Below are 17,322 nucleotides of genomic sequence, written 5' to 3'. Positions count from 1 at the left end.
AAGGATTTTCCGAAGAATTACCATGAGTTATAGCTGCTGATTGCGATTTCGCCCTGACCGTCGGGCGGGCGTCATTATTTTGTCTGATTGAGGACCAGAAGAAGTGCCGCGGTTTGCGCATCCGGCGTCCCGTCGAAGCGAGCAGGGCGGTAATGCATCTGGAACGCGGCGAGGACGTGGCGCGTGGCGACGTCCAGCTCGCCGGTCTGCGGCGTGTCGTAACCCAGGCGCGCAAGTTGCGCCTGGAACCAGCCTGGTTCCGGCAGCGGACTGCTGTTGAACACGGCTTGCTGACGCGCTACCGCTTGCTCGTTCGGCCACAGTCCCAAGCCTTCATCAGCGAGACGTTTCCACGGAAACAATGGCCCCGGATCAAGCTTGCGCAGCGGCGCGATGTCGCTGTGACCGATGATGTGCCGCGGGCTGATGCCGTTGCGCTTGCTGATGTCCTTGAGCAGGGTGATCAACGATTCGATCTGCGCTTCGCTGTACGGATACCACAGGCGCCCGGTCGGGGTGTCCTTGTAGCCGGGATTGACGATTTCGATGCCGATGGAGCTGGAGTTCAACCAGGTGCGGCCTTGCCATTGACTCTCGCCGGCGTGCCAGGCCCGTTGGTTTTCGTCCATCAGCTTGTAGATTGTGGCGTTCTTGTCATCGCCGATCAGGTAATGGCTGCTGACGTCGCCATGGGTCAGCAATTGCAGCGAACGCTCCAGTGACGCCGAGGTGTAATGCACCACGACAAACTGGATGCGGCTGTCGTAATTGGCCGAAGGATGGCTGGTGTCGTAACGCGGGCCGCTGGCGCAACCAGCGAGGACGAACAGCGAGGCAACAAGGGCAAAGAATTTCATGGCAGAGGACAATACGCAGAAGACAGTAATGCAACAGTGTAACGTACCGGTTTGGCCAGCGTCCGCCAGCGGGCGGAATTAAACAAAATGGAACAATTGCCTTAGCCGAGCTCCACTCGGTTGCGTCCGGCGTTTTTTGCCCGATACAGCGCCTGATCGGCTCTTTTCAACACTAGATCGCTGTGTTCTCCGACCTTGAACGATGCCAGTCCCATGGAAATCGTAATGGTCACTCGCTCGCCCTTGAAATGAAACGGGCAGGCTTCGATCGCCGCGCGCAGGGTTTCCAGCAGTTTTGCGCCAACCGCTGGCGGCGTCGCCGGCAGCAACAGCACAAACTCTTCACCGCCGAAACGGGCGATGAAATCCGAGCCGCGCAGGCGCTTGCGCAGCACTGTGGCGATGATCTTCAGGACTTTGTCGCCGGCCAGGTGGCCGTAGCTGTCGTTGATGCGCTTGAAATGATCGAGGTCGAGCATGGCCAGGCTAAGGGTGTTGCCGTGCTGCTGCCATTGCTGGATTTCATGCTCCAGGCGTTCACTCCACGCCGCGCGGTTAGGCAGGCCGGTCAACGGATCGATCAGGGCTTTCTGCCGCTGCTCTTCAAGATGTTCACGGAAGCCCATGGCTTCCTGCTCCATATGCGCCACGCGCTCCGACAGGCTCTTCAACCTGGCGGCGACTTCCTGCTCGCGGGCGTCGCGCTGCTTCTGGTGCTGATCCATCGTTCCCAGCAGGCCTTCCAGATGATTCTCCAGCACATGCTTGAGGTCATCGAGGTCGGCTGCTTGCTGGACGCTGCTCTGCAAGCCGTCGACCTGCTCGCGAATCTGCGTGTCCATGGCCCGCGCCGCCGAGCTGTTGTCGGCATGCCCTTCGCTGGCCGCTTGCAGGTTGCTCTGGAACGCTTCAAGGCGTTCGTTGAGCTGTTGCAGATAGGCTTCGAATTCGTGCTGACCGCTATCGGTAATCGCCAGCATCAAGGTTGCGAGATCGTCGAGGATCGGTAGCAGCTCGTACCAGTTCAGTCCGTGTTTGAGCCGTTCGCGCATGGCTTCGGCTTGCGGCCGGTGGCGCTCGGGCAGGGTCAGGTCGTCGAGCAGGCCGATCAGCGTGTCTTCGATGTGTCTGGCCACGGAGCTGTAGGACGGCTCCGGGGAATCCGGCAGAGCGAAGAGGATGTCGTGTTCCGACTGCTCCGGGTCGATAGCGGCCAATGCTTGAGCGATTGGCTCGGGCAAGGGCAGGCTGTCGAGGAGCAGCGGCGAGGGATCGCCGGGGTGGATCAATTCATCGGGGTTGAACGCCTCGGTTGCTGGCGCAGCGACGGTCATCTCGGCGTCCGCGGCGGGTTCAACTTGCGCTGGCTCGGCTTCAACGACGACCACAGGCGCAGCGAACGCAACGACTTGCGGCTCATCAGGCGGCGTCTGGGCGGACGTTTCGATGATGGTCTCGGGCGCTGCGATCGCTGGCTCCGCGTTGGCCACCGGTGCCGATTGCGCAGGCTCCGGTTCAGGCTGCTGAGCTTCGACCAGCTGCGGCACTGGTGTTGCTGGTATGTCGGCCGCCGGTGCAACGGTTTCTTCACTGTCGCGACTACCAAACAAACGCTGCAACAACCCCGGCCGACCCGGCTCGGCAGGCGTCTCCAACTGACTCAAGGCCTTGCCCTGCAAGCCACTGAGCTCGCTCAGCAGCAGTGGCATTTCCCGCGCCTGACCGACGCGGCTGTCCAGTTGTTTGGCGAATTTCTTCAGCGGTTGCGCGACTTCGCGCGGCAATGGCAAAGCCTGCAACTGGGTGACCAGCGCGGTCAGCGCGGTGCTGACCTGATCAATGCGGGTCTCACGGCGCTGCTCGGAGTCGAGCACGGCTTTTTCCAGACGCGGCAGCAGGGCGGCGAGGCCGGCGTCCATGTCATCGGTGCGCACCACTTCGCGCATTTCTTTCATGCACTGATCGACAGCCTTGTCGGTGCCTTCGGCCGCCAGCGTGCTGCGCACCAGACCGCGCCGCAGCAGGTCGAGTCGCGCGGCCCAGCGGCGTTCGAGCTTGTCCTGCTGTTCGATGCTCTTGAGGTACTTCTCTTTCCAGCGCTGGGCGTCGTCGCTCATTCACAGGTTCCGCGAGGGGCAGGGCTCAACGCGGGCAATGCGTCGGCCGTGAGCGAACCCGGCAGACGAATTTCCACCGCGACCGGCAGGTGATCGGAAATGGGCTGGGCCAGTACCTCGACCTTTTCCAGGGTCAGGGTCGGGCTGAGCAGAATATGATCAAGGCAACGCTGTGGGCGCCAGCTGGGGAAGGTCGCTTCCACCTGCGGGGCCAGCAGGCCGAGATCGCGTAATGGCGAGTGTTCGAGCAGGTCGCTGGCATGGGTATTCATGTCGCCCATCAGCACCTGATGCTTGTAGCCGCTGATCAAATCACGAATGTAGGCCAGTTGCAGGCTGCGGGTCCGCGCGCCGAGGGCCAGGTGCATCATTACCACCACCAACGCTTCCGGACCTTCGCCGAAGCGCAGCAGGATCGCGCCGCGACCTTTCGGGCCGGGCAGCGGATGATCCTCGATCGCCCACGGCTTCAGGCGACTGAGCACGCCATTGCTGTGCTGGGCCAGTCGACCGAGGTTGCGATTGAGTTGTTGATACCAGTAGGGAAAGGCGCCGAGGTGGGCCAGATGTTCGACCTGATTGACGTAGCCCGAACGCAGGCTGCCGCCATCGGCTTCCTGCAGCGCGACCAGATCGAAGTCGCCGAGCAGGTCACCGATCTTTTGCAGATTGCCGGAACGCCCGGTGTGCGGCAGCAGATGCTGCCAGCTGCGGGTCAGGTAATGCCGATAGCGCTCGGTGCTGATGCCGACCTGAATGTTGAAACTGAGCAAGCGCAGACGCTGGTCTGCGGGCAGGCCCGTAGACGCCAGGTGATGCTCGTTGACCTGCGGATCATGCAGGCCAACGATGCGTTCGGACTTCCAGCGGCGCATGGCGAATGCCGCGCTTAGTTGGCAGCAGCCTTGTTCGCCGCTCGCTCTTTGGCGACCAGATCGTCAGCCAGCTTCAATGCTTGCTCGGCACCACCGGCAGAGCCGATGTCGAAGCGGTATTTACCATTGACGATCATGGTTGGCACGCCAGTAATTTCGTACTTCTTCGCCAGCTCACGGGCCTTGACGATCTGGCCTTTGATAGCGAACGAGTCGAAAGTGGCGAGGAACTTGTCCTTGTCCACGCCTTGAGTGGCGAGGAAGTCAGCCATGTCGTTCTTGTCGGTGAGCTTCTTGTGTTCTTTCTGGATCGCGTTGAACACGGCGTTGTGTACCTGATGCTCGACACCCATGGCTTCCAGAGTCAGGAACATCTGGCCGTGAGCGTCCCATGGGCCGCCGAACATGGCGGGAATGCGCACGAAGTTGACGTCGGACGGCAGTTTTTCAACCCATGGATTGATCACTGGCTCAAAAGCGTAGCAATGCGGGCAGCCGTACCAGAACAGCTCGACCACTTCGATTTTGCCAGGCTTTGCAACCGGCACCGGATTGGCCAGTTCGACATAAGGGGCGGCAGGGGCTTCAGCGGCCTGGGCGGTGACGCCGAACAGGCTGGCAGCGACGAGGGCGGCGCTGATGATCAGATTACGCATGCTTTACTCCTGAACAATTTGGGTCGCCTCGCTCGACCTGTTGCGACACAGATCCTGGCGGGCATGAGTGCTGTAGTGTAACGGCAGCGGCCACAAAAAAGGGCGGCCAAAGCCACCCTTTTTATACTTGCTGCGAAGGATTAATCGAGCGTTAACGTGGCCGGCGCTGCGCGCCTCGCTCAGCCCTCGATTCAGCGTCTCAGTGCAGGCCCTGGATGTAGCTGGAAACAGCGGCGATGTCTTCGTCGCTCAGCTTGCGCGCGATGGTGCGCATGGTCATCGCGTCGCCGTCGTTGGCGCGACCGCCGTCTTCCTTGCGGAAATCGGTCAGTTGCTTGGCGATGTATTGCGCATGCTGGCCACCCAGGTGCGGGAAGCCTGCTGCAGCATTGCCGGCACCGTTCGGCGAATGGCAGCCGGTGCAGGCTGGCAGGCCTTTTTCCAGGTTGCCGCCACGGAACAGCGCTTCACCGCGAGCGACGATCTTCGGATCGGCGGCGCCGACACTGCCTTTCTGGCTGGCGAAGTACGCAGCGATGTCGGCCAGATCCTGATCATTCAGGTTGGTCAACAGGCCGGTCATTTCCAGCACCACGCGCTTGCCCGACTTGATGTCATGCAATTGCTTGTCGAGGTAGCGTTCACCCTGACCTGCCAGTTTCGGAAAGTTTGGCGCCATGCTGTTGCCGTCCGGGCCATGGCAGGCCCCGCAAACGGCAGCTTTGGCCTGGCCTGCTGCGGCATCGCCGGCAGCATGGGCGATACCTGAAATTCCCACGGTCAACAGCAGACTCACGATCAATTTGTTCATCAGCTAATCCAACTACGGCTAAGGGTTAAGTTATGGACCGGGCTTACTCTCGCTCATCCACAGGATGATGGCCTGGTAATCCTCGGCACTGCAGTCCATGCACAAACCACGCGGCGGCATCGCCTTGAAACCCTGGGTCACGTGTTGCACCAGCGTCCCCATACCTTTCGCCAACCTCGGCGTCCAAGCTTCCTGATCGCCTCTTGCGGGCGCCATGGGTAGTTGGCCGGAATGACAGGCACCACAAACACGGTTGTACACGGCTTCCGGATCCTGTGTAGCCTGTGCGCTGTAAAGCGGCATCAAGACTCCGGCAGCCAGCAGCCATTTCGTCATAAAACGACCTTTTCAGGGTTGAGAGCGTTCTGCGTTCTAATGCGCAATCAAAGTCTGTCGCTCTCGTGAACTTCATCCTTCGCTGGGACAAAGCACACACAAAATCTGCGGCATTATATACTGGCGTCACTGAAACGGAAGCGACACCGCGTTCCGCGCCCAATCCCGGCGCCGCCCACATCGGAAATCCCATGCAACTCAAGAATCCCATCCTCGGCCTGTGCCAACAGTCCACGTTCATGCTCAGTGCCGCCAAAGTCGATCAATGCCCTGACGACGAAGGCTTCGAAGTGGCGTTTGCCGGTCGTTCCAACGCCGGCAAATCCAGCGCGCTGAACACCCTGACTCACGCCAGCCTGGCGCGCACCTCGAAAACTCCGGGTCGCACACAGCTGTTGAACTTCTTCAAGCTAGACGATGATCGCCGTCTGGTCGACCTGCCGGGCTACGGTTATGCAAAAGTACCGATCCCGCTCAAGCAACACTGGCAGCGCCACCTTGAGGCTTACCTCGGTGGTCGGGAGAGTCTGAAAGGTCTGATTCTGATGATGGACATCCGCCATCCGATGACCGACTTCGACCTGCTGATGCTCGACTGGGCCGTCGCCGCTGGCATGCCGATGCACATCCTGCTGACCAAAGCCGACAAACTCACCTACGGCGCAGCCAAGAACACCCTGCTGAAAGTACAGTCGGAAATCCGCAAAGGCTGGGGCGACTCGATCACCATCCAACTGTTCTCCGCACCAAAACGCATGGGCCTGGAAGAGGCCTACACCGTATTGGCCGACTGGATGGAACTGGCAGACAAAAACACCGAGGCGGCAGCCGAGTAAGACAATTTCAAAACTGACTGTGGTGCTGTCAGGCAAGGCGAAAGCACCGCTAAAAAGCGGAGTTTAGGGTACCTAAATGAGCATTTTTAGCGGTGCTTTTAACGCAGCATGACGGCATCACAGCCAGTTTTGGGGCAAAAAAAGCCCCGGACTTCATTGGGGAGGGAGAAGTTCCGGGGTTCAAGTTCCGAACCGCTAGGGCGGGGTTCAGATATCTGCCAACACTTAACACAACATAGGAGCATCGAAGGGCTTCACCAGCCATTCAGTACCTCTGAGTGTTCGGTCGACAGATTAGTTCAGATTTTTTTCAAAAAGCTTTGGAATAGCCTCAAGCATTTATCGTTCTAAGCCGGTTTACGGGGCTTGCCGCGACGTCGCGTCGCGGCACCTCTAGAAACTCAGTGCGCCTCATCCCAGTTGTTGCCCACGCCAACTTCCACCAGCAGCGGCACATCCAGTTTCGCCGCTTCGCTCATGTGCGTACGAATTTCGGCACTGACCTGCTCGACCAGATCCTCGCGAACCTCCAGCACCAGTTCATCGTGCACCTGCAGGATGACCCGCGCATCCAGCCCCGACGTCGCCAGCCAGTTGTCCACTGCGACCATGGCTTTCTTGATGATATCCGCTGCCGTGCCCTGCATCGGCGCGTTGATCGCTGTGCGTTCTGCAGCGGCGCGTTCCTGCGGCTTGTTTGAGTTGATCTCCGGCAAGTACAGGCGACGACCGAAGAAAGTTTCGACGTAACCCTGATCCGCCGCCTGCGCACGAGTGCGCTCCATGTATTCGCGCACGCCTGGATAACGGGCGAAGTAGGTGTCGATGTAAGCCTTGGCGGTCTTGGTGTCGACGCCGATGTCCTTGCCGAGCTTCTGCGCGCCCATGCCGTAGATCAGACCGAAGTTGATCGCCTTGGCGCTGCGGCGCTGGTCCGAGGTCACTTGATCAAGCTCGACCTTGAATACTTCGGCAGCGGTTGCAGTGTGCACGTCGAGATTGTTGCGAAAGGCGTTCATCAGGCCTTCATCGCGGGACAGGTGCGCCATGATCCGCAATTCGATCTGCGAGTAGTCCGCCGCGAGTAGTTTGTAGCCCTTCGGCGCGACGAATGCCTGACGAATGCGCCGGCCTTCGGCGGTGCGCACCGGGATGTTCTGCAGGTTCGGATCACTGGAGGACAGGCGTCCGGTCGAAGCCACGGCCTGATGATACGAGGTGTGGATGCGCCCTGTGCGCGGGTTGATCTGTTCGGGCAGGCGATCGGTGTAGGTGCTTTTCAGCTTGCTCATCGAACGGTGCTCCATCAGCACCTTCGGCAAGCGGTGATCGTCTTCGGCGAGTTTCGCCAGCACTTCTTCAGCGGTGGACGGCTGGCCCTTGGCGGTTTTCTTCAGCACCGGCAGGCCGAGCTTCTCATAGAGAATCACGCCCAGCTGCTTCGGCGAGCCGAGGTTGAATTCCTCCCCGGCAATTTCGAAGGCTTCACGCTCCAGCGCGACCATTTTGTTGCCCAGCTCAATGCTCTGAATGCCGAGCAGTTCGGCATCGACGAACGCGCCCTGGCGTTCGATGCGCGCCAGTACCGGTACCAGTGGGATTTCGATGTCGGTCAAGACGCTGGCCAGGCTCGGAATCGCGCTGAGCTTGTCGAACAGGATCTGGTGCAGGCGCAGAGTGATGTCGGCGTCTTCGGCGGCATACGGCCCGGCCTGTTCCAGAGCGATCTGGTCGAAGGTCAGTTGCTTGGCACCTTTGCCGGCGATGTCCTGGAAGCTCACCGTGGTGTGGTCAAGGTACTTCTGCGCGAGGCTGTCCATGTCGTGACGGGTCGCGGTGGAATTGAGTACGTAGGACTCGAGCATAGTGTCGAAGGCGATGCCGCGCACGCTGATGCCTTCACTCTGATCGCCGCCAATGGCGCAGTTGGCCAGAATGTTCATGTCGAACTTGGCGTGCTGGCCAACCTTGAGTTTGCTCGGGTCTTCCAGAATCGGCTTGAGTGCGCGCAGCACGGTGTCGCGATCCAGCTGCTCCGGCACGCCGATGTAGGAGTGGGTCAGCGGGATGTACGCAGCTTCGTTGGCCTGTACGGCGAACGACAGACCGACCAGTTGCGCTCGCTGCGCGTCGATGCCGGTGGTTTCGGTGTCGAAGGCGATCAGCTTGGCGTTGCGCAGTTTTTCCAGCCAGACGTCGAAGCGAGCCTGATCGAGGATGGTTTCGTAGGCGGCTTCGGCAGGGGCAGCAGGTGCCTCGGCTTGCGGGGCGCTGAACAGATCATGGGCGGGCGCAGGTTCGGCCGCCGCGCTCAGTTCCAGACGCTTGGCATCGCGATCCAGATCATTGAGCCAGCTCTTGAATTCCAGCAGGGTGTACAGCTCGTAGAGTTTGGCCGGATCTTCCTGGCCCATCTGCAGATCATCGAGGCCGATATCCAGCGGCACGTCGACCTTGATAGTCGCCAATTGATAGGACAGGAAAGCCATTTCCTTGTGCTCTTCGAGCTTGGCCGGCAGGGTTTTTGCGCCACGGATCGGCAGGTTCGGCACGATGTCGAGGTTGGCGTACAGCTCGGTCAGACCGCCGTTGACGCCGACCAACAGGCCGGACGCCGTCTTCGGGCCTATGCCCGGCACGCCCGGAATGTTGTCGGAGGAATCGCCCATCAGTGCCAGATAATCGATGATCTGCTCCGGTGCGACGCCAAATTTCTCCTTAACGCCCTCCACATCCATCGAGCTACCGGACATGGTGTTGACCAAGGTAATGTGGCCATCGACCAGTTGCGCCATGTCCTTGTCGCCCGTGGAGATGATCACCGGGCGGTCCGCCGCCGCGCTGCTGCGCGCCAGGGTGCCGATCACGTCGTCGGCCTCGACGCCGTCGACGCACAGCAGCGGGAAGCCGAGGGCGATCACGCTCTGGTGCAGCGGCTCGATCTGCACGCGCATGTCATCGGGCATGCTCGGCCGGTTGGCCTTGTATTCGGCGTACATCTCATCGCGAAATGTCCCGCCCTTGGCGTCGAACACCACGGCGAAGGGGCTGTCCGGGTACTGCTTGCGCAGACTCTTGAGCATGTTCAGCACGCCTTTGACCGCACCGGTCGGCAGGCCTTTGGACGTGGTCAGTGGTGGCAGTGCATGAAAGGCGCGGTACAGGTAAGACGAACCGTCCACCAGGACGAGGGGGGCTTGGCTCATGAGCAGGATCAACCTTTTCGGCGGGTCCGGCGCTAGAATAGCGGGACCGTTGACGACAAAGGGACAAGGTTATCATGCGTACGTTAAATCGCTTGCTGCTGGTCGGGTTGATCGCTGTCTCACCACTGGCCGCGATTGCGGCGGATGATGCGCCGGGCGGCGACCCCGAGGTCACCATCCGCACGGAGGGCGACAAGACTATTCAGGAGTACCGTCAGAACGGTTTCCTGTATGCGATCAAGGTCACGCCGAAGGGCGCGCCGCCGTACTTTCTGGTGCGCGCCGACGGAACGGATGCCAACTTCATCCGCTCGGACCAGCCGGATATGCTGATCCCTGAATGGAAGATATTCGAGTGGTAGTAGATTTTTAATTCACTTGTGGCGCCGCCGTTGCGGCGCCCGTACTGGCAGTCAAGACATGTCTGTGTTCACTCCCCTGGCTCGGCCCGAGCTGGAAACCTTTCTCGCCCCTTACGGGCTCGGCCGCCTGCTTGATTTCCAGGGGATCGCCGCCGGCAGCGAAAACACCAATTTCTTCATCAGCCTGGAGCAGGGCGAGTTTGTCCTGACCCTGGTCGAACGCGGCCCGGTGCAGGAGATGCCGTTCTTCATCGACCTGCTCGACGTGCTGCACGAAGCCGAACTGCCCGTGCCTTACGCCCTGCGCACCACCGACGGCTTGGCCCTGCGTGAGCTCAAAGGCAAACCGGCGCTGCTGCAACCGCGTCTGTCGGGCAAGCACATCAAGGTCGCCAACGCCCAGCATTGCGCGCAGGTCGGCGAGTTGCAGGCGCATCTGCATCTGGCAACCCAGGGCGAGCGCATGATCAAGCGCAAGACCGATCGCGGCCTGGACTGGATGCTGGAGGAGGGCACTGAATTTCTCTCGCACCTGAGCGATGAGCCGCGTGCCTTGCTGCAAAAGGCGCTGGATGAGATTACCGAGCGCAAAGAGAAGATTCTTGCGCTACCTCGCGCCAATATTCACGCCGATCTGTTCCGCGACAACGCCATGTTCGAAGGCACCCATCTGACCGGGTTGATCGACTTCTACAACGCCTGCTCGGGGCCGATGCTGTACGACGTGGCGATCGCGTTGAATGACTGGTGTTCGGACGAGGAGGGCGTGATCGATGGCCCGCGCGCCCGGGCATTCCTCGGTGCCTACGCGGCGCTGCGGCCGTTCACGGCGGCGGAGGCTGAGCTCTGGCCAACGATGTTGCGTGTGGCTTGTGTGCGGTTCTGGCTGTCACGCTTGATCGCCGCTGAGCAGTTCGCCGGGCAGGACGTGTTGATTCACGATCCGCAGGAATTCGAGCAGCGCCTGGCGCAGCGGCAGAAGGTCAATACACCGTTGCCCTTCGCCCTCTGAGTAGATTCGCCAAGCAAACACGAACCTGTGGGAGCGAGCCTGCTCGCGAAGGCGGCGGCCCGTTCAGCATTTTTGCTGACTGACCAACCGCTTTCGCGAGCAGGCTCGCTCCCACAAGGTTTGTGTTGTTACAGCGACTCCAGGCACCCGGCCAGATCATTGCTGAGTTTTTCCAGCACCTGCTCATAGCCCTGAGCCGTCGCCGGCGTATAACCACCCAACGCATCCAGCTCGGCGAGTTTCACCGGCAAACCGGCCACCAGGGTTTCCGCCAGGCGCGGACGCAACGGCGGTTCGCTGAACACACAGGTCTTGCCTACTTCCTGCAAACGCTTGCGCATCGCCGCGACATGCTGGGCGCCGGGCTGTACTTCGGCGGCCACCGCGAACACCCCGGCGTGCTTCAGGCCGTAAGCTTCTTCGAAATAATCAAAGGCCTCGTGAAAGACGAAGTACGGCTTGCCTTCGACATTGGCCAGACGCGTCTTCAAGCGCTGATCCAGCGCATCCAGACGTTCATCGAAGGCTTTGGCATTGCTCTGATAGCGCTGGGCATTGGCCGGATCGGCGGCGCTGAGGTCGGCGGCCATTTTGTCGGCGATCACCCGCGCGTTTGCCGGTGACAACCACAGGTGTGCATCCAGCGAGCCGGGGCGATGGTCGTGATCATGCTCGTCGGCTTCTTCAGCGTGGGAATGGTTGTCCGCGCCGAAATGCCGCAGCTTGAGCCCCGGCAGATCCTGCACGGCGACGCTCGGCAGGCTGCGACCGCCGAGTACGCGCGGCAGGAAACCTTCCATGTCCGGGCCGATCCAGTAGAGCAGATCGACCGACTGCACCTTCCGTACGTCGGATGGGCGCAGGGCGTAATTGTGTGGGGAGGCTCCCGGCGGCAGCAGCACCTCGGGAATCGCCACGCCGTCCTGCACGGCAGCCGCAATCAGCTGCAACGGTTTGATACTGGTGAGCACTTTGACCTCGGCCTGGGCCGTACCGATCAGCAGAAAACTGGCAACACAAGCCACAAAAACAGAAAAAAGTCGGGACACGATGACCACTCAAGGAAGCGAGAACGGGTAACATAATAACGTCTCCAGCAAATCTCGTCGCCGCTCATGCCTATTACACCGATTGCCAGCCGTCCCCACGACCACTCCCATTGCGTGCACAGCGCTCTGTCCGAGGCCGATACCTTGTGCGCGCAGAAAGGTTTGCGTCTGACTGCCCTTCGCCGCCGCGTGCTGGAACTGGTCTGGCAAAGCCACAAGCCGCTGGGAGCCTACGACATCCTCGCGGTGCTCAGCGAGCAGGACGGCCGCCGCGCCGCGCCGCCTACCGTGTACCGCGCACTGGATTTCCTGCTCGAAAACGGCCTGGTCCATCGCATCTCGTCGCTCAACGCCTTCGTTGGCTGCGTGCATCCTGAACACGCGCATCAAGGCCAGTTCCTGATCTGCCGCGAGTGCCACGCCGCCATCGAACTTGAGCAAAAAGTGATCAGCGACGCGATCATCAGCAGCGCCAAAGATGTCGGTTTCATCGTCGAAGCGCAGACGGTCGAAGTGGTTGGTCTGTGCGCCGGTTGCCAGGGGGCCTGATGAGCAACGCGCTGATCCGTCTGGAGCAGGTCGCCGTCACGTTTGCCGGGCAGACCGTGCTGGACAACATCGAGCTGAGCGTCGAGCCGGGGCAGATCGTCACCCTGATCGGCCCCAATGGCGCCGGCAAGACCACGCTGGTACGCGCCGTGCTCGGGCTGTTGAAGCCGAACAGTGGCAGCGTCTGGCGCAAGCCGAAATTGCGCGTCGGTTACATGCCGCAGAAACTGCATGTTGACCCGACGCTGCCGCTGTCAGTGCTGCGCTTCCTGCGCCTGGTGCCTGGCGTCGATCGTTCGCGTGCCTTGGCCGCGTTGAAGGAAGTTGGCGCCGAACACGTGATCGACAGCCCGGTGCAGAGCGTTTCCGGCGGCGAAATGCAGCGTGTGCTGCTGGCTCGGGCACTGCTGCGTGAGCCGGAACTGTTGGTGCTGGATGAACCGGTGCAGGGCGTCGACGTGGCCGGGCAGGCCGAGCTGTACAGCCTGATCACCCGTCTGCGTGACCGCCACGGTTGCGGCGTGCTGATGGTGTCCCACGATTTGCATCTGGTGATGAGCACTACCGATCAGGTGGTCTGCCTCAATCGTCACGTCTGCTGCTCCGGGCACCCCGAGCAGGTCAGCGGCGATCCGGCATTTGTCGAGTTGTTCGGCAAGAACGCGCCGAGTCTGGCGATCTATCACCACCATCACGACCACGCCCACGACCTGCACGGTTCGGTGGTCAAAGGCCCGCTCGGCGGGCAACCTCATGTTCATGGAGACGGCTGCAAGCATGGCTGATTTTCTTTTGTACGCCCTGCTTGCAGGTCTGGCCCTGGCGCTGGTGGCCGGACCGCTCGGCTCGTTTGTGGTGTGGCGGCGCATGGCCTATTTCGGCGATACCCTGTCCCACGCCGCATTGCTCGGCGTGGCACTGGGCTTTTTGCTGGACGTCAGCCCGACCGTGGCGGTGACGGTCGGTTGCCTGCTGCTGGCGGTGCTCTTGGTGACGCTGCAACAGCGTCAGCCACTGGCGTCCGACACACTATTGGGAATTCTTGCACCGAGCACGCTCTCTCTCGGCCTGGTGGTACTAAGCTTCATGCATGAAGTGCGGATCGACCTGATGGCCTATCTGTTCGGCGACTTGCTGGCAATCAGTCCGAGCGATCTTGCGTGGATTCTCGGTGGCACCGCGGCGGTGCTGGTGTTGCTGGTGACGCTGTGGCGACCGCTGCTGGCGGTCACCGTGCACGAAGAACTGGCGCGGGTCGAAGGCTTGCCGGTTGCGGGTTTGCGCTTGGCGCTGATGCTGTTGATCGCGGTGGTGATCGCCGTGGCGATGAAAATCGTCGGGGTGTTGCTGATTACATCGCTACTGATCATCCCGGCGGCTGCGGCACAGCGTCACGCCCGTTCGCCGGAGCAGATGGCCTTGGGCGCGAGCCTGCTGGGCATGCTCGCGGTGTGCGGCGGGCTGGCGTTGTCGTGGTTCAAGGACACCCCGGCGGGGCCGTCTATCGTTGTGACGGCAGCCGCGCTGTTTCTGTTGAGTTTTGTTCTGCCCCGTCGTGGGGTGTAGACTTGGCCGCTTTTTGCGCAATTAGAGAGTCGCAGGAATGAAGCCGTTCGCCTCCCGTTATCTGCTCCTTGTCGCATTTTCAGTGCTGCTGGGCGCCTGCCAAAGCACGCCGCCGGTGGCTGAAGTCCCCGATGCGCGGGCTACGGCCATCGCACAGCTGGAGCAAAGCCTGGCCAGCAGCGAACTGGCCACCGCCGAAGACCAGTTGGCCGCTTTGCAGGCCGCGACCCCCAACGATCAGTCCCTTGAGCAGTACCAGCGGCAGCTGGCCGAGGCGTACCTGCGCCGCAGCCAGATCGTTCTGCAAAAGGGCGATGTCAACGCTGCCGCCACCGCGCTCAGCCGCGCCCGTGCTCTGATGCCCAAGGCGCCAGCGCTGACCGGCGGCGTCAACGGCGCGATCACCGAAGCGCGCAAGGCCGAGCTGGAAAAGGCCGAGGCCGCGCTGCTGGCTGCCGAAGCCAGGCCGAAAGCCAAGGTCATCGACCCGACCGCCGAGAGCACCACTGTTGCGTTGAACATCGGCGATATTCACAAGCTGCAACGGCAACTCGATGCTATCGCCGCCGATGTGGTGAATTACGAATGCGCTGTCAGCATTCAGGCGCCGCGCACCGCGGATTATCCTTGGCTGGCGACGTTGCTGAGCAAGCGAGTAAAGAAGCTCGATCCTGATTTTGATTTGCAGATCGAGAAGCAGATCTTGCGCACGGTTCCGGCGCAGATGGTTTTAAGCCCGCGCAAGCCATAAAAAGCTTCGCGAGCAGGCTCGCTCCCACAGGTGCAACAGCGTACCTGTGGGAGCGAGCCTGCTCGCGAAAGCGTCCTCTCAGCCAATAAAGATCTTAAGCCGGAATAGCCTTGGCCTTAGGCTCCCGCGCCCAGACCCGATGCTCGCCGATTGCGGCGAAAAACGGCTTGGTCAACGCCCCTACATCCGCGCCCTGCAACAACCCCGCATCCGCGTCGAGCTTCAACAAGTCCTGCAACTGCTTGGCCTCGCCGTGCAGCGCGATCGCCTTGAGATGCTTGTAAGCTTCGAGCAGATAATGCAGCGCTACGCCGTCACCGCTCAACGCGGTAATCGACGCCGCGCCACCCGGTACGAAGACCGCGTCGAAGGCGATTGATGGCATGCCTTCCATTGACGCATCCACCGGCAATGCCTTGCCGTCAGCTGTCTTCACTGGCGCCGAGGTCGGGCCGAGCAGTTTCGCGTGGGCGCCTTCGGCTTCCAGCGCTTTCTTCATCGCATCGATGGCCGCAGCGTCAACACCGTTGGCAGCAAGGATTGCCACTTTGCGCGTCTTGATGTTGCCTGGCAGCAGGTTGGCCTGGCTCAGCGCTGGCGATTGCTCCAGCGAGGTCTTGCGCACTTCGACCGTGCCTTTGGCTGGCGCCGGCAAACCAAGGTTTTCAGCCACGCGTTTGGCCAGGGTCAGGTCGATATTGGCAAGGATCTCGTTCACTTCACGGGCACGGATAAACTCACGCTCGACCTTGCCCAGCTCGAAGCTGTAGGCAGCGATGATGTGCTCTTTCTCGTGCTCGCTCATGCTGTTGAAGAACAAGCGGGCCTGGGAGAAGTGATCGCTGAACGATTCGCTGCGCTGACGGATCTTCGCTGCGTCGATGCGCTCCGGGTAGCTCTCGAAACCACCGTCCTGTGCCGCTGGCGGGGTTTCTTTTGGCCAACCGCCGTCGATCGAGTTCGGCTCGTACGAGGCACGCCCCTTGTCGATGGTGGTGCGGTGTTGCGCATCGCGCTGGCCGTTGTGGAACGGCGCCACCGGACGGTTGATCGGCAACTCATGGAAGTTCGGCCCGCCGAGTCGGCTGATCTGCGTGTCGGTATAGGAAAACAGCCGACCTTGCAGCAACGGGTCATTGGAGAAGTCGATACCCGGCACAATGTGGCCAGGGCAGAAGGCGACCTGCTCGGTTTCGGCGAAGAAGTTGTCCGGGTTGCGGTTCAGGGTCATTTTGCCCAGCGGCGTAATCGGGACGATTTCTTCTGGAATGATCTTGGTCGGATCGAGGATGTCGAAGTCGAAATCGTGTTCGTTCTCTTCTTCGACGATCTGCACGCCCAGTTCCCATTCCGGGTAATCGCCCATCTCGATCGCTTCCCACAGGTCGCGGCGGTGGTAGTCGGTGTCCTTACCGGCGAGCTTCTGCGCCTCGTCCCACACCAGCGAGCAAGTGCCGGCGGTAGGGCGCCAGTGGAATTTGACGAAACGTGATTTGCCCTCGGCGTTGATCAGGCGGAAGGTGTGTACGCCAAAGCCCTGCATGCTGCGCAGGCTTTTCGGGATGGCCCGGTCGGACATCGCCCAGATGACCATGTGCGCCGATTCCGGCACCAGCGAGACGAAGTCCCAGAACGTGTCGTGAGCCGAGCCGCCGGTCGGGATTTCGTTGTGCGGCTCGGGTTTCACCGCGTGGACGAAGTCCGGGAACTTGATCGCGTCCTGAATGAAGAACACCGGCATGTTGTTGCCGACGAGGTCGAAGTTGCCTTCGTCGGTGAAGAATTTCACCGCAAAGCCGCGCACGTCACGCACGGTATCGCCGGAACCCCGTGGCCCCTGCACCGTAGAAAAACGCACGAACACCGGGGTTTTCTTGCCCGGATCCTGTAGGAAACCGGCCTTGGTCAGTGCTGCATGGTTCTCGTAGGTCTGAAAGAAACCGTGGGCGCCGGTACCGCGCGCATGGACGATACGCTCCGGAATGCGCTCATGGTCAAAGTGCGTGATCTTTTCACGCATGATGAAGTCTTCCAGCAGCGACGGCCCGCGCGGCCCGGCTTTGAGGGTGTTCTGGTTGTCGGCGATCTTCACGCCCTGATTGGTCCGCAGTGCCTGACCGGTGGCGTCGGAACGGAATTCTTCCAGGCTGTCGAGCTTGGCGTTGGTGTTGGCGCGATCCGGGGTATCGGTCCCGGCCATTTCGCTTTTATCAGGTGCAGGCTTTTTGATGCTCATCAGACGTAAACTCCTCGTTTGGCCCCGGATGCCTTCCGAAGACCCTTGAGTGATTCCCGGGCACGGCACCCAGGGGTTTCAAGTCGCTTAAGTAGTGACTGAT

Annotated in this window: 16 protein-coding genes; 7 read left to right on the top strand and 9 right to left on the bottom strand. The window is 61.0% G+C overall.

Annotated elements, in window-relative coordinates; genetic code table 11:
• Positions 1-74: 74 nt before the first annotated feature.
• The 6 genes from CKW30_RS25700 to CKW30_RS25670 all read right to left on the bottom strand — a co-directional run bounded on the left by CKW30_RS25700 (position 75) and on the right by CKW30_RS25670 (position 5,652).
• Positions 75-857 (bottom strand): N-acetylmuramoyl-L-alanine amidase, encoded by a 783-nt coding sequence (locus CKW30_RS25700; protein WP_095182298.1) that lies wholly within the window; start codon positions 855-857, stop codon positions 75-77.
• Between the two features lie 101 nt (positions 858-958).
• Positions 959-2,974, bottom strand: coding sequence for a diguanylate cyclase (locus tag CKW30_RS25695; protein WP_095182297.1), 2,016 nt, complete (start codon positions 2,972-2,974; stop codon positions 959-961).
• Positions 2,971-3,849 carry an endonuclease/exonuclease/phosphatase family protein gene (locus tag CKW30_RS25690; RefSeq protein WP_024014985.1) on the bottom strand — a complete coding sequence of 293 codons (879 nt, stop codon included), beginning with the start codon at positions 3,847-3,849 and terminating at the stop codon, positions 2,971-2,973. The genes CKW30_RS25695 and CKW30_RS25690 overlap by 4 nt, the downstream gene beginning before the upstream one ends.
• 14 nt (positions 3,850-3,863) lie before the next feature.
• Positions 3,864-4,505: a thiol:disulfide interchange protein DsbA/DsbL gene (locus CKW30_RS25685; protein WP_016772349.1), complete on the bottom strand. Its 642-nt coding sequence runs from the start codon at positions 4,503-4,505 to the stop codon at positions 3,864-3,866.
• A 199-nt stretch (positions 4,506-4,704) separates the two neighbouring features.
• Positions 4,705-5,316, bottom strand: a complete 612-nt coding sequence (locus tag CKW30_RS25675; protein ID WP_056791217.1) for a cytochrome c — start codon at positions 5,314-5,316, stop codon at positions 4,705-4,707.
• Between the two features lie 30 nt (positions 5,317-5,346).
• The gene (locus tag CKW30_RS25670; RefSeq protein WP_016772347.1) at positions 5,347-5,652 is read right to left on the bottom strand and encodes a cytochrome c5 family protein; all 306 of its coding nucleotides are present in this window, start codon (positions 5,650-5,652) and stop codon (positions 5,347-5,349) included.
• Between the two features lie 191 nt (positions 5,653-5,843).
• On the opposite strand from CKW30_RS25670, the gene yihA reads away from it, so the two are divergent.
• Entirely contained in the window at positions 5,844-6,488 is a 645-nt protein-coding gene (gene yihA / locus CKW30_RS25665) for a ribosome biogenesis GTP-binding protein YihA/YsxC (protein WP_056791221.1), read from the top strand.
• A gap of 401 nt (positions 6,489-6,889) precedes the next feature.
• On the opposite strand, the gene polA is transcribed toward yihA, so the two are convergent.
• On the bottom strand, positions 6,890-9,694 hold the full coding sequence (polA, locus tag CKW30_RS25660) for a DNA polymerase I (RefSeq protein WP_095182296.1): 2,805 nt from the start codon (positions 9,692-9,694) through the stop codon (positions 6,890-6,892).
• A 74-nt stretch (positions 9,695-9,768) separates the two neighbouring features.
• Between polA and CKW30_RS25655 the strand changes: the two genes are divergently transcribed.
• Together CKW30_RS25655 and CKW30_RS25650 are read left to right on the top strand one after the other, a co-directional pair.
• Positions 9,769-10,056, top strand: a complete 288-nt coding sequence (locus CKW30_RS25655; protein ID WP_095182295.1) for a DUF2782 domain-containing protein — start codon at positions 9,769-9,771, stop codon at positions 10,054-10,056.
• A 58-nt stretch (positions 10,057-10,114) separates the two neighbouring features.
• Positions 10,115-11,068: a homoserine kinase gene (locus tag CKW30_RS25650; RefSeq protein WP_095182294.1), complete on the top strand. Its 954-nt coding sequence runs from the start codon at positions 10,115-10,117 to the stop codon at positions 11,066-11,068.
• A gap of 128 nt (positions 11,069-11,196) precedes the next feature.
• Here CKW30_RS25650 and znuA read toward each other — a convergent pair whose 3' ends face one another.
• The gene (gene znuA / locus CKW30_RS25645) at positions 11,197-12,117 is read right to left on the bottom strand and encodes a zinc ABC transporter substrate-binding protein ZnuA (protein WP_177434237.1); all 921 of its coding nucleotides are present in this window, start codon (positions 12,115-12,117) and stop codon (positions 11,197-11,199) included.
• Between the two features lie 66 nt (positions 12,118-12,183).
• On the opposite strand from znuA, the gene CKW30_RS25640 reads away from it, so the two are divergent.
• Genes CKW30_RS25640 through CKW30_RS25625 form a run of 4 tightly spaced genes read left to right on the top strand, consistent with a single transcriptional unit; the run spans position 12,184 to position 14,983 of the window.
• A complete protein-coding gene (locus tag CKW30_RS25640; RefSeq protein ID WP_024014990.1) occupies positions 12,184-12,666 on the top strand; it encodes a Fur family transcriptional regulator in 483 nt (160 codons plus the stop codon).
• A complete protein-coding gene (gene znuC, locus CKW30_RS25635; protein WP_024014991.1) occupies positions 12,666-13,451 on the top strand; it encodes a zinc ABC transporter ATP-binding protein ZnuC in 786 nt (261 codons plus the stop codon). The genes CKW30_RS25640 and znuC overlap by 1 nt, the downstream gene beginning before the upstream one ends.
• Positions 13,444-14,232, top strand: coding sequence for a zinc ABC transporter permease subunit ZnuB (gene znuB / locus CKW30_RS25630; RefSeq protein WP_016772340.1), 789 nt, complete (start codon positions 13,444-13,446; stop codon positions 14,230-14,232). The genes znuC and znuB overlap by 8 nt, the downstream gene beginning before the upstream one ends.
• Before the next feature lie 37 nt (positions 14,233-14,269).
• Complete coding sequence (locus CKW30_RS25625) at positions 14,270-14,983, top strand: PA5502 family lipoprotein (protein ID WP_016772339.1); 714 nt, start codon at positions 14,270-14,272, stop codon at positions 14,981-14,983.
• Positions 14,984-15,077: 94 nt separating this feature from the next.
• Here CKW30_RS25625 and katE read toward each other — a convergent pair whose 3' ends face one another.
• Positions 15,078-17,219 carry a catalase HPII gene (gene katE, locus CKW30_RS25620; protein WP_095182292.1) on the bottom strand — a complete coding sequence of 714 codons (2,142 nt, stop codon included), beginning with the start codon at positions 17,217-17,219 and terminating at the stop codon, positions 15,078-15,080.
• Between the last annotated feature and the right edge of the window lie 103 nt (positions 17,220-17,322).

Origin of the sequence: Pseudomonas sp. Irchel 3F6, from assembly GCF_900187595.1 — a bacterium.
Taxonomy (GTDB): domain Bacteria; phylum Pseudomonadota; class Gammaproteobacteria; order Pseudomonadales; family Pseudomonadaceae; genus Aquipseudomonas; species Aquipseudomonas siliginis.
The sequence above is the reverse complement of the archived record's forward strand: the minus strand, read 5'-3'. Positions and strand labels throughout refer to the sequence as shown.

Excerpts from the sequence above, each read along its gene's own strand:
- CKW30_RS25700 (WP_095182298.1), bottom strand. The coding sequence starts at position 857 with ATGAAATTCTTTGCCCTTGTTGCCTCGCTGTTCGTCCTCGCTGGTTGC.
- CKW30_RS25695 (WP_095182297.1), bottom strand. The coding sequence starts at position 2,974 with ATGAGCGACGACGCCCAGCGCTGGAAAGAGAAGTACCTCAAGAGCATC.
- CKW30_RS25690 (WP_024014985.1), bottom strand. The coding sequence starts at position 3,849 with ATGCGCCGCTGGAAGTCCGAACGCATCGTTGGCCTGCATGATCCGCAG.
- CKW30_RS25685 (WP_016772349.1), bottom strand. The coding sequence starts at position 4,505 with ATGCGTAATCTGATCATCAGCGCCGCCCTCGTCGCTGCCAGCCTGTTC.
- CKW30_RS25675 (WP_056791217.1), bottom strand. The coding sequence starts at position 5,316 with ATGAACAAATTGATCGTGAGTCTGCTGTTGACCGTGGGAATTTCAGGT.
- CKW30_RS25670 (WP_016772347.1), bottom strand. The coding sequence starts at position 5,652 with ATGACGAAATGGCTGCTGGCTGCCGGAGTCTTGATGCCGCTTTACAGC.
- yihA (WP_056791221.1), top strand. The coding sequence starts at position 5,844 with ATGCAACTCAAGAATCCCATCCTCGGCCTGTGCCAACAGTCCACGTTC.
- polA (WP_095182296.1), bottom strand. The coding sequence starts at position 9,694 with ATGAGCCAAGCCCCCCTCGTCCTGGTGGACGGTTCGTCTTACCTGTAC.
- CKW30_RS25655 (WP_095182295.1), top strand. The coding sequence starts at position 9,769 with ATGCGTACGTTAAATCGCTTGCTGCTGGTCGGGTTGATCGCTGTCTCA.
- CKW30_RS25650 (WP_095182294.1), top strand. The coding sequence starts at position 10,115 with ATGTCTGTGTTCACTCCCCTGGCTCGGCCCGAGCTGGAAACCTTTCTC.
- CKW30_RS25640 (WP_024014990.1), top strand. The coding sequence starts at position 12,184 with ATGCCTATTACACCGATTGCCAGCCGTCCCCACGACCACTCCCATTGC.
- znuC (WP_024014991.1), top strand. The coding sequence starts at position 12,666 with ATGAGCAACGCGCTGATCCGTCTGGAGCAGGTCGCCGTCACGTTTGCC.
- znuB (WP_016772340.1), top strand. The coding sequence starts at position 13,444 with ATGGCTGATTTTCTTTTGTACGCCCTGCTTGCAGGTCTGGCCCTGGCG.
- CKW30_RS25625 (WP_016772339.1), top strand. The coding sequence starts at position 14,270 with ATGAAGCCGTTCGCCTCCCGTTATCTGCTCCTTGTCGCATTTTCAGTG.
- katE (WP_095182292.1), bottom strand. The coding sequence starts at position 17,219 with ATGAGCATCAAAAAGCCTGCACCTGATAAAAGCGAAATGGCCGGGACC.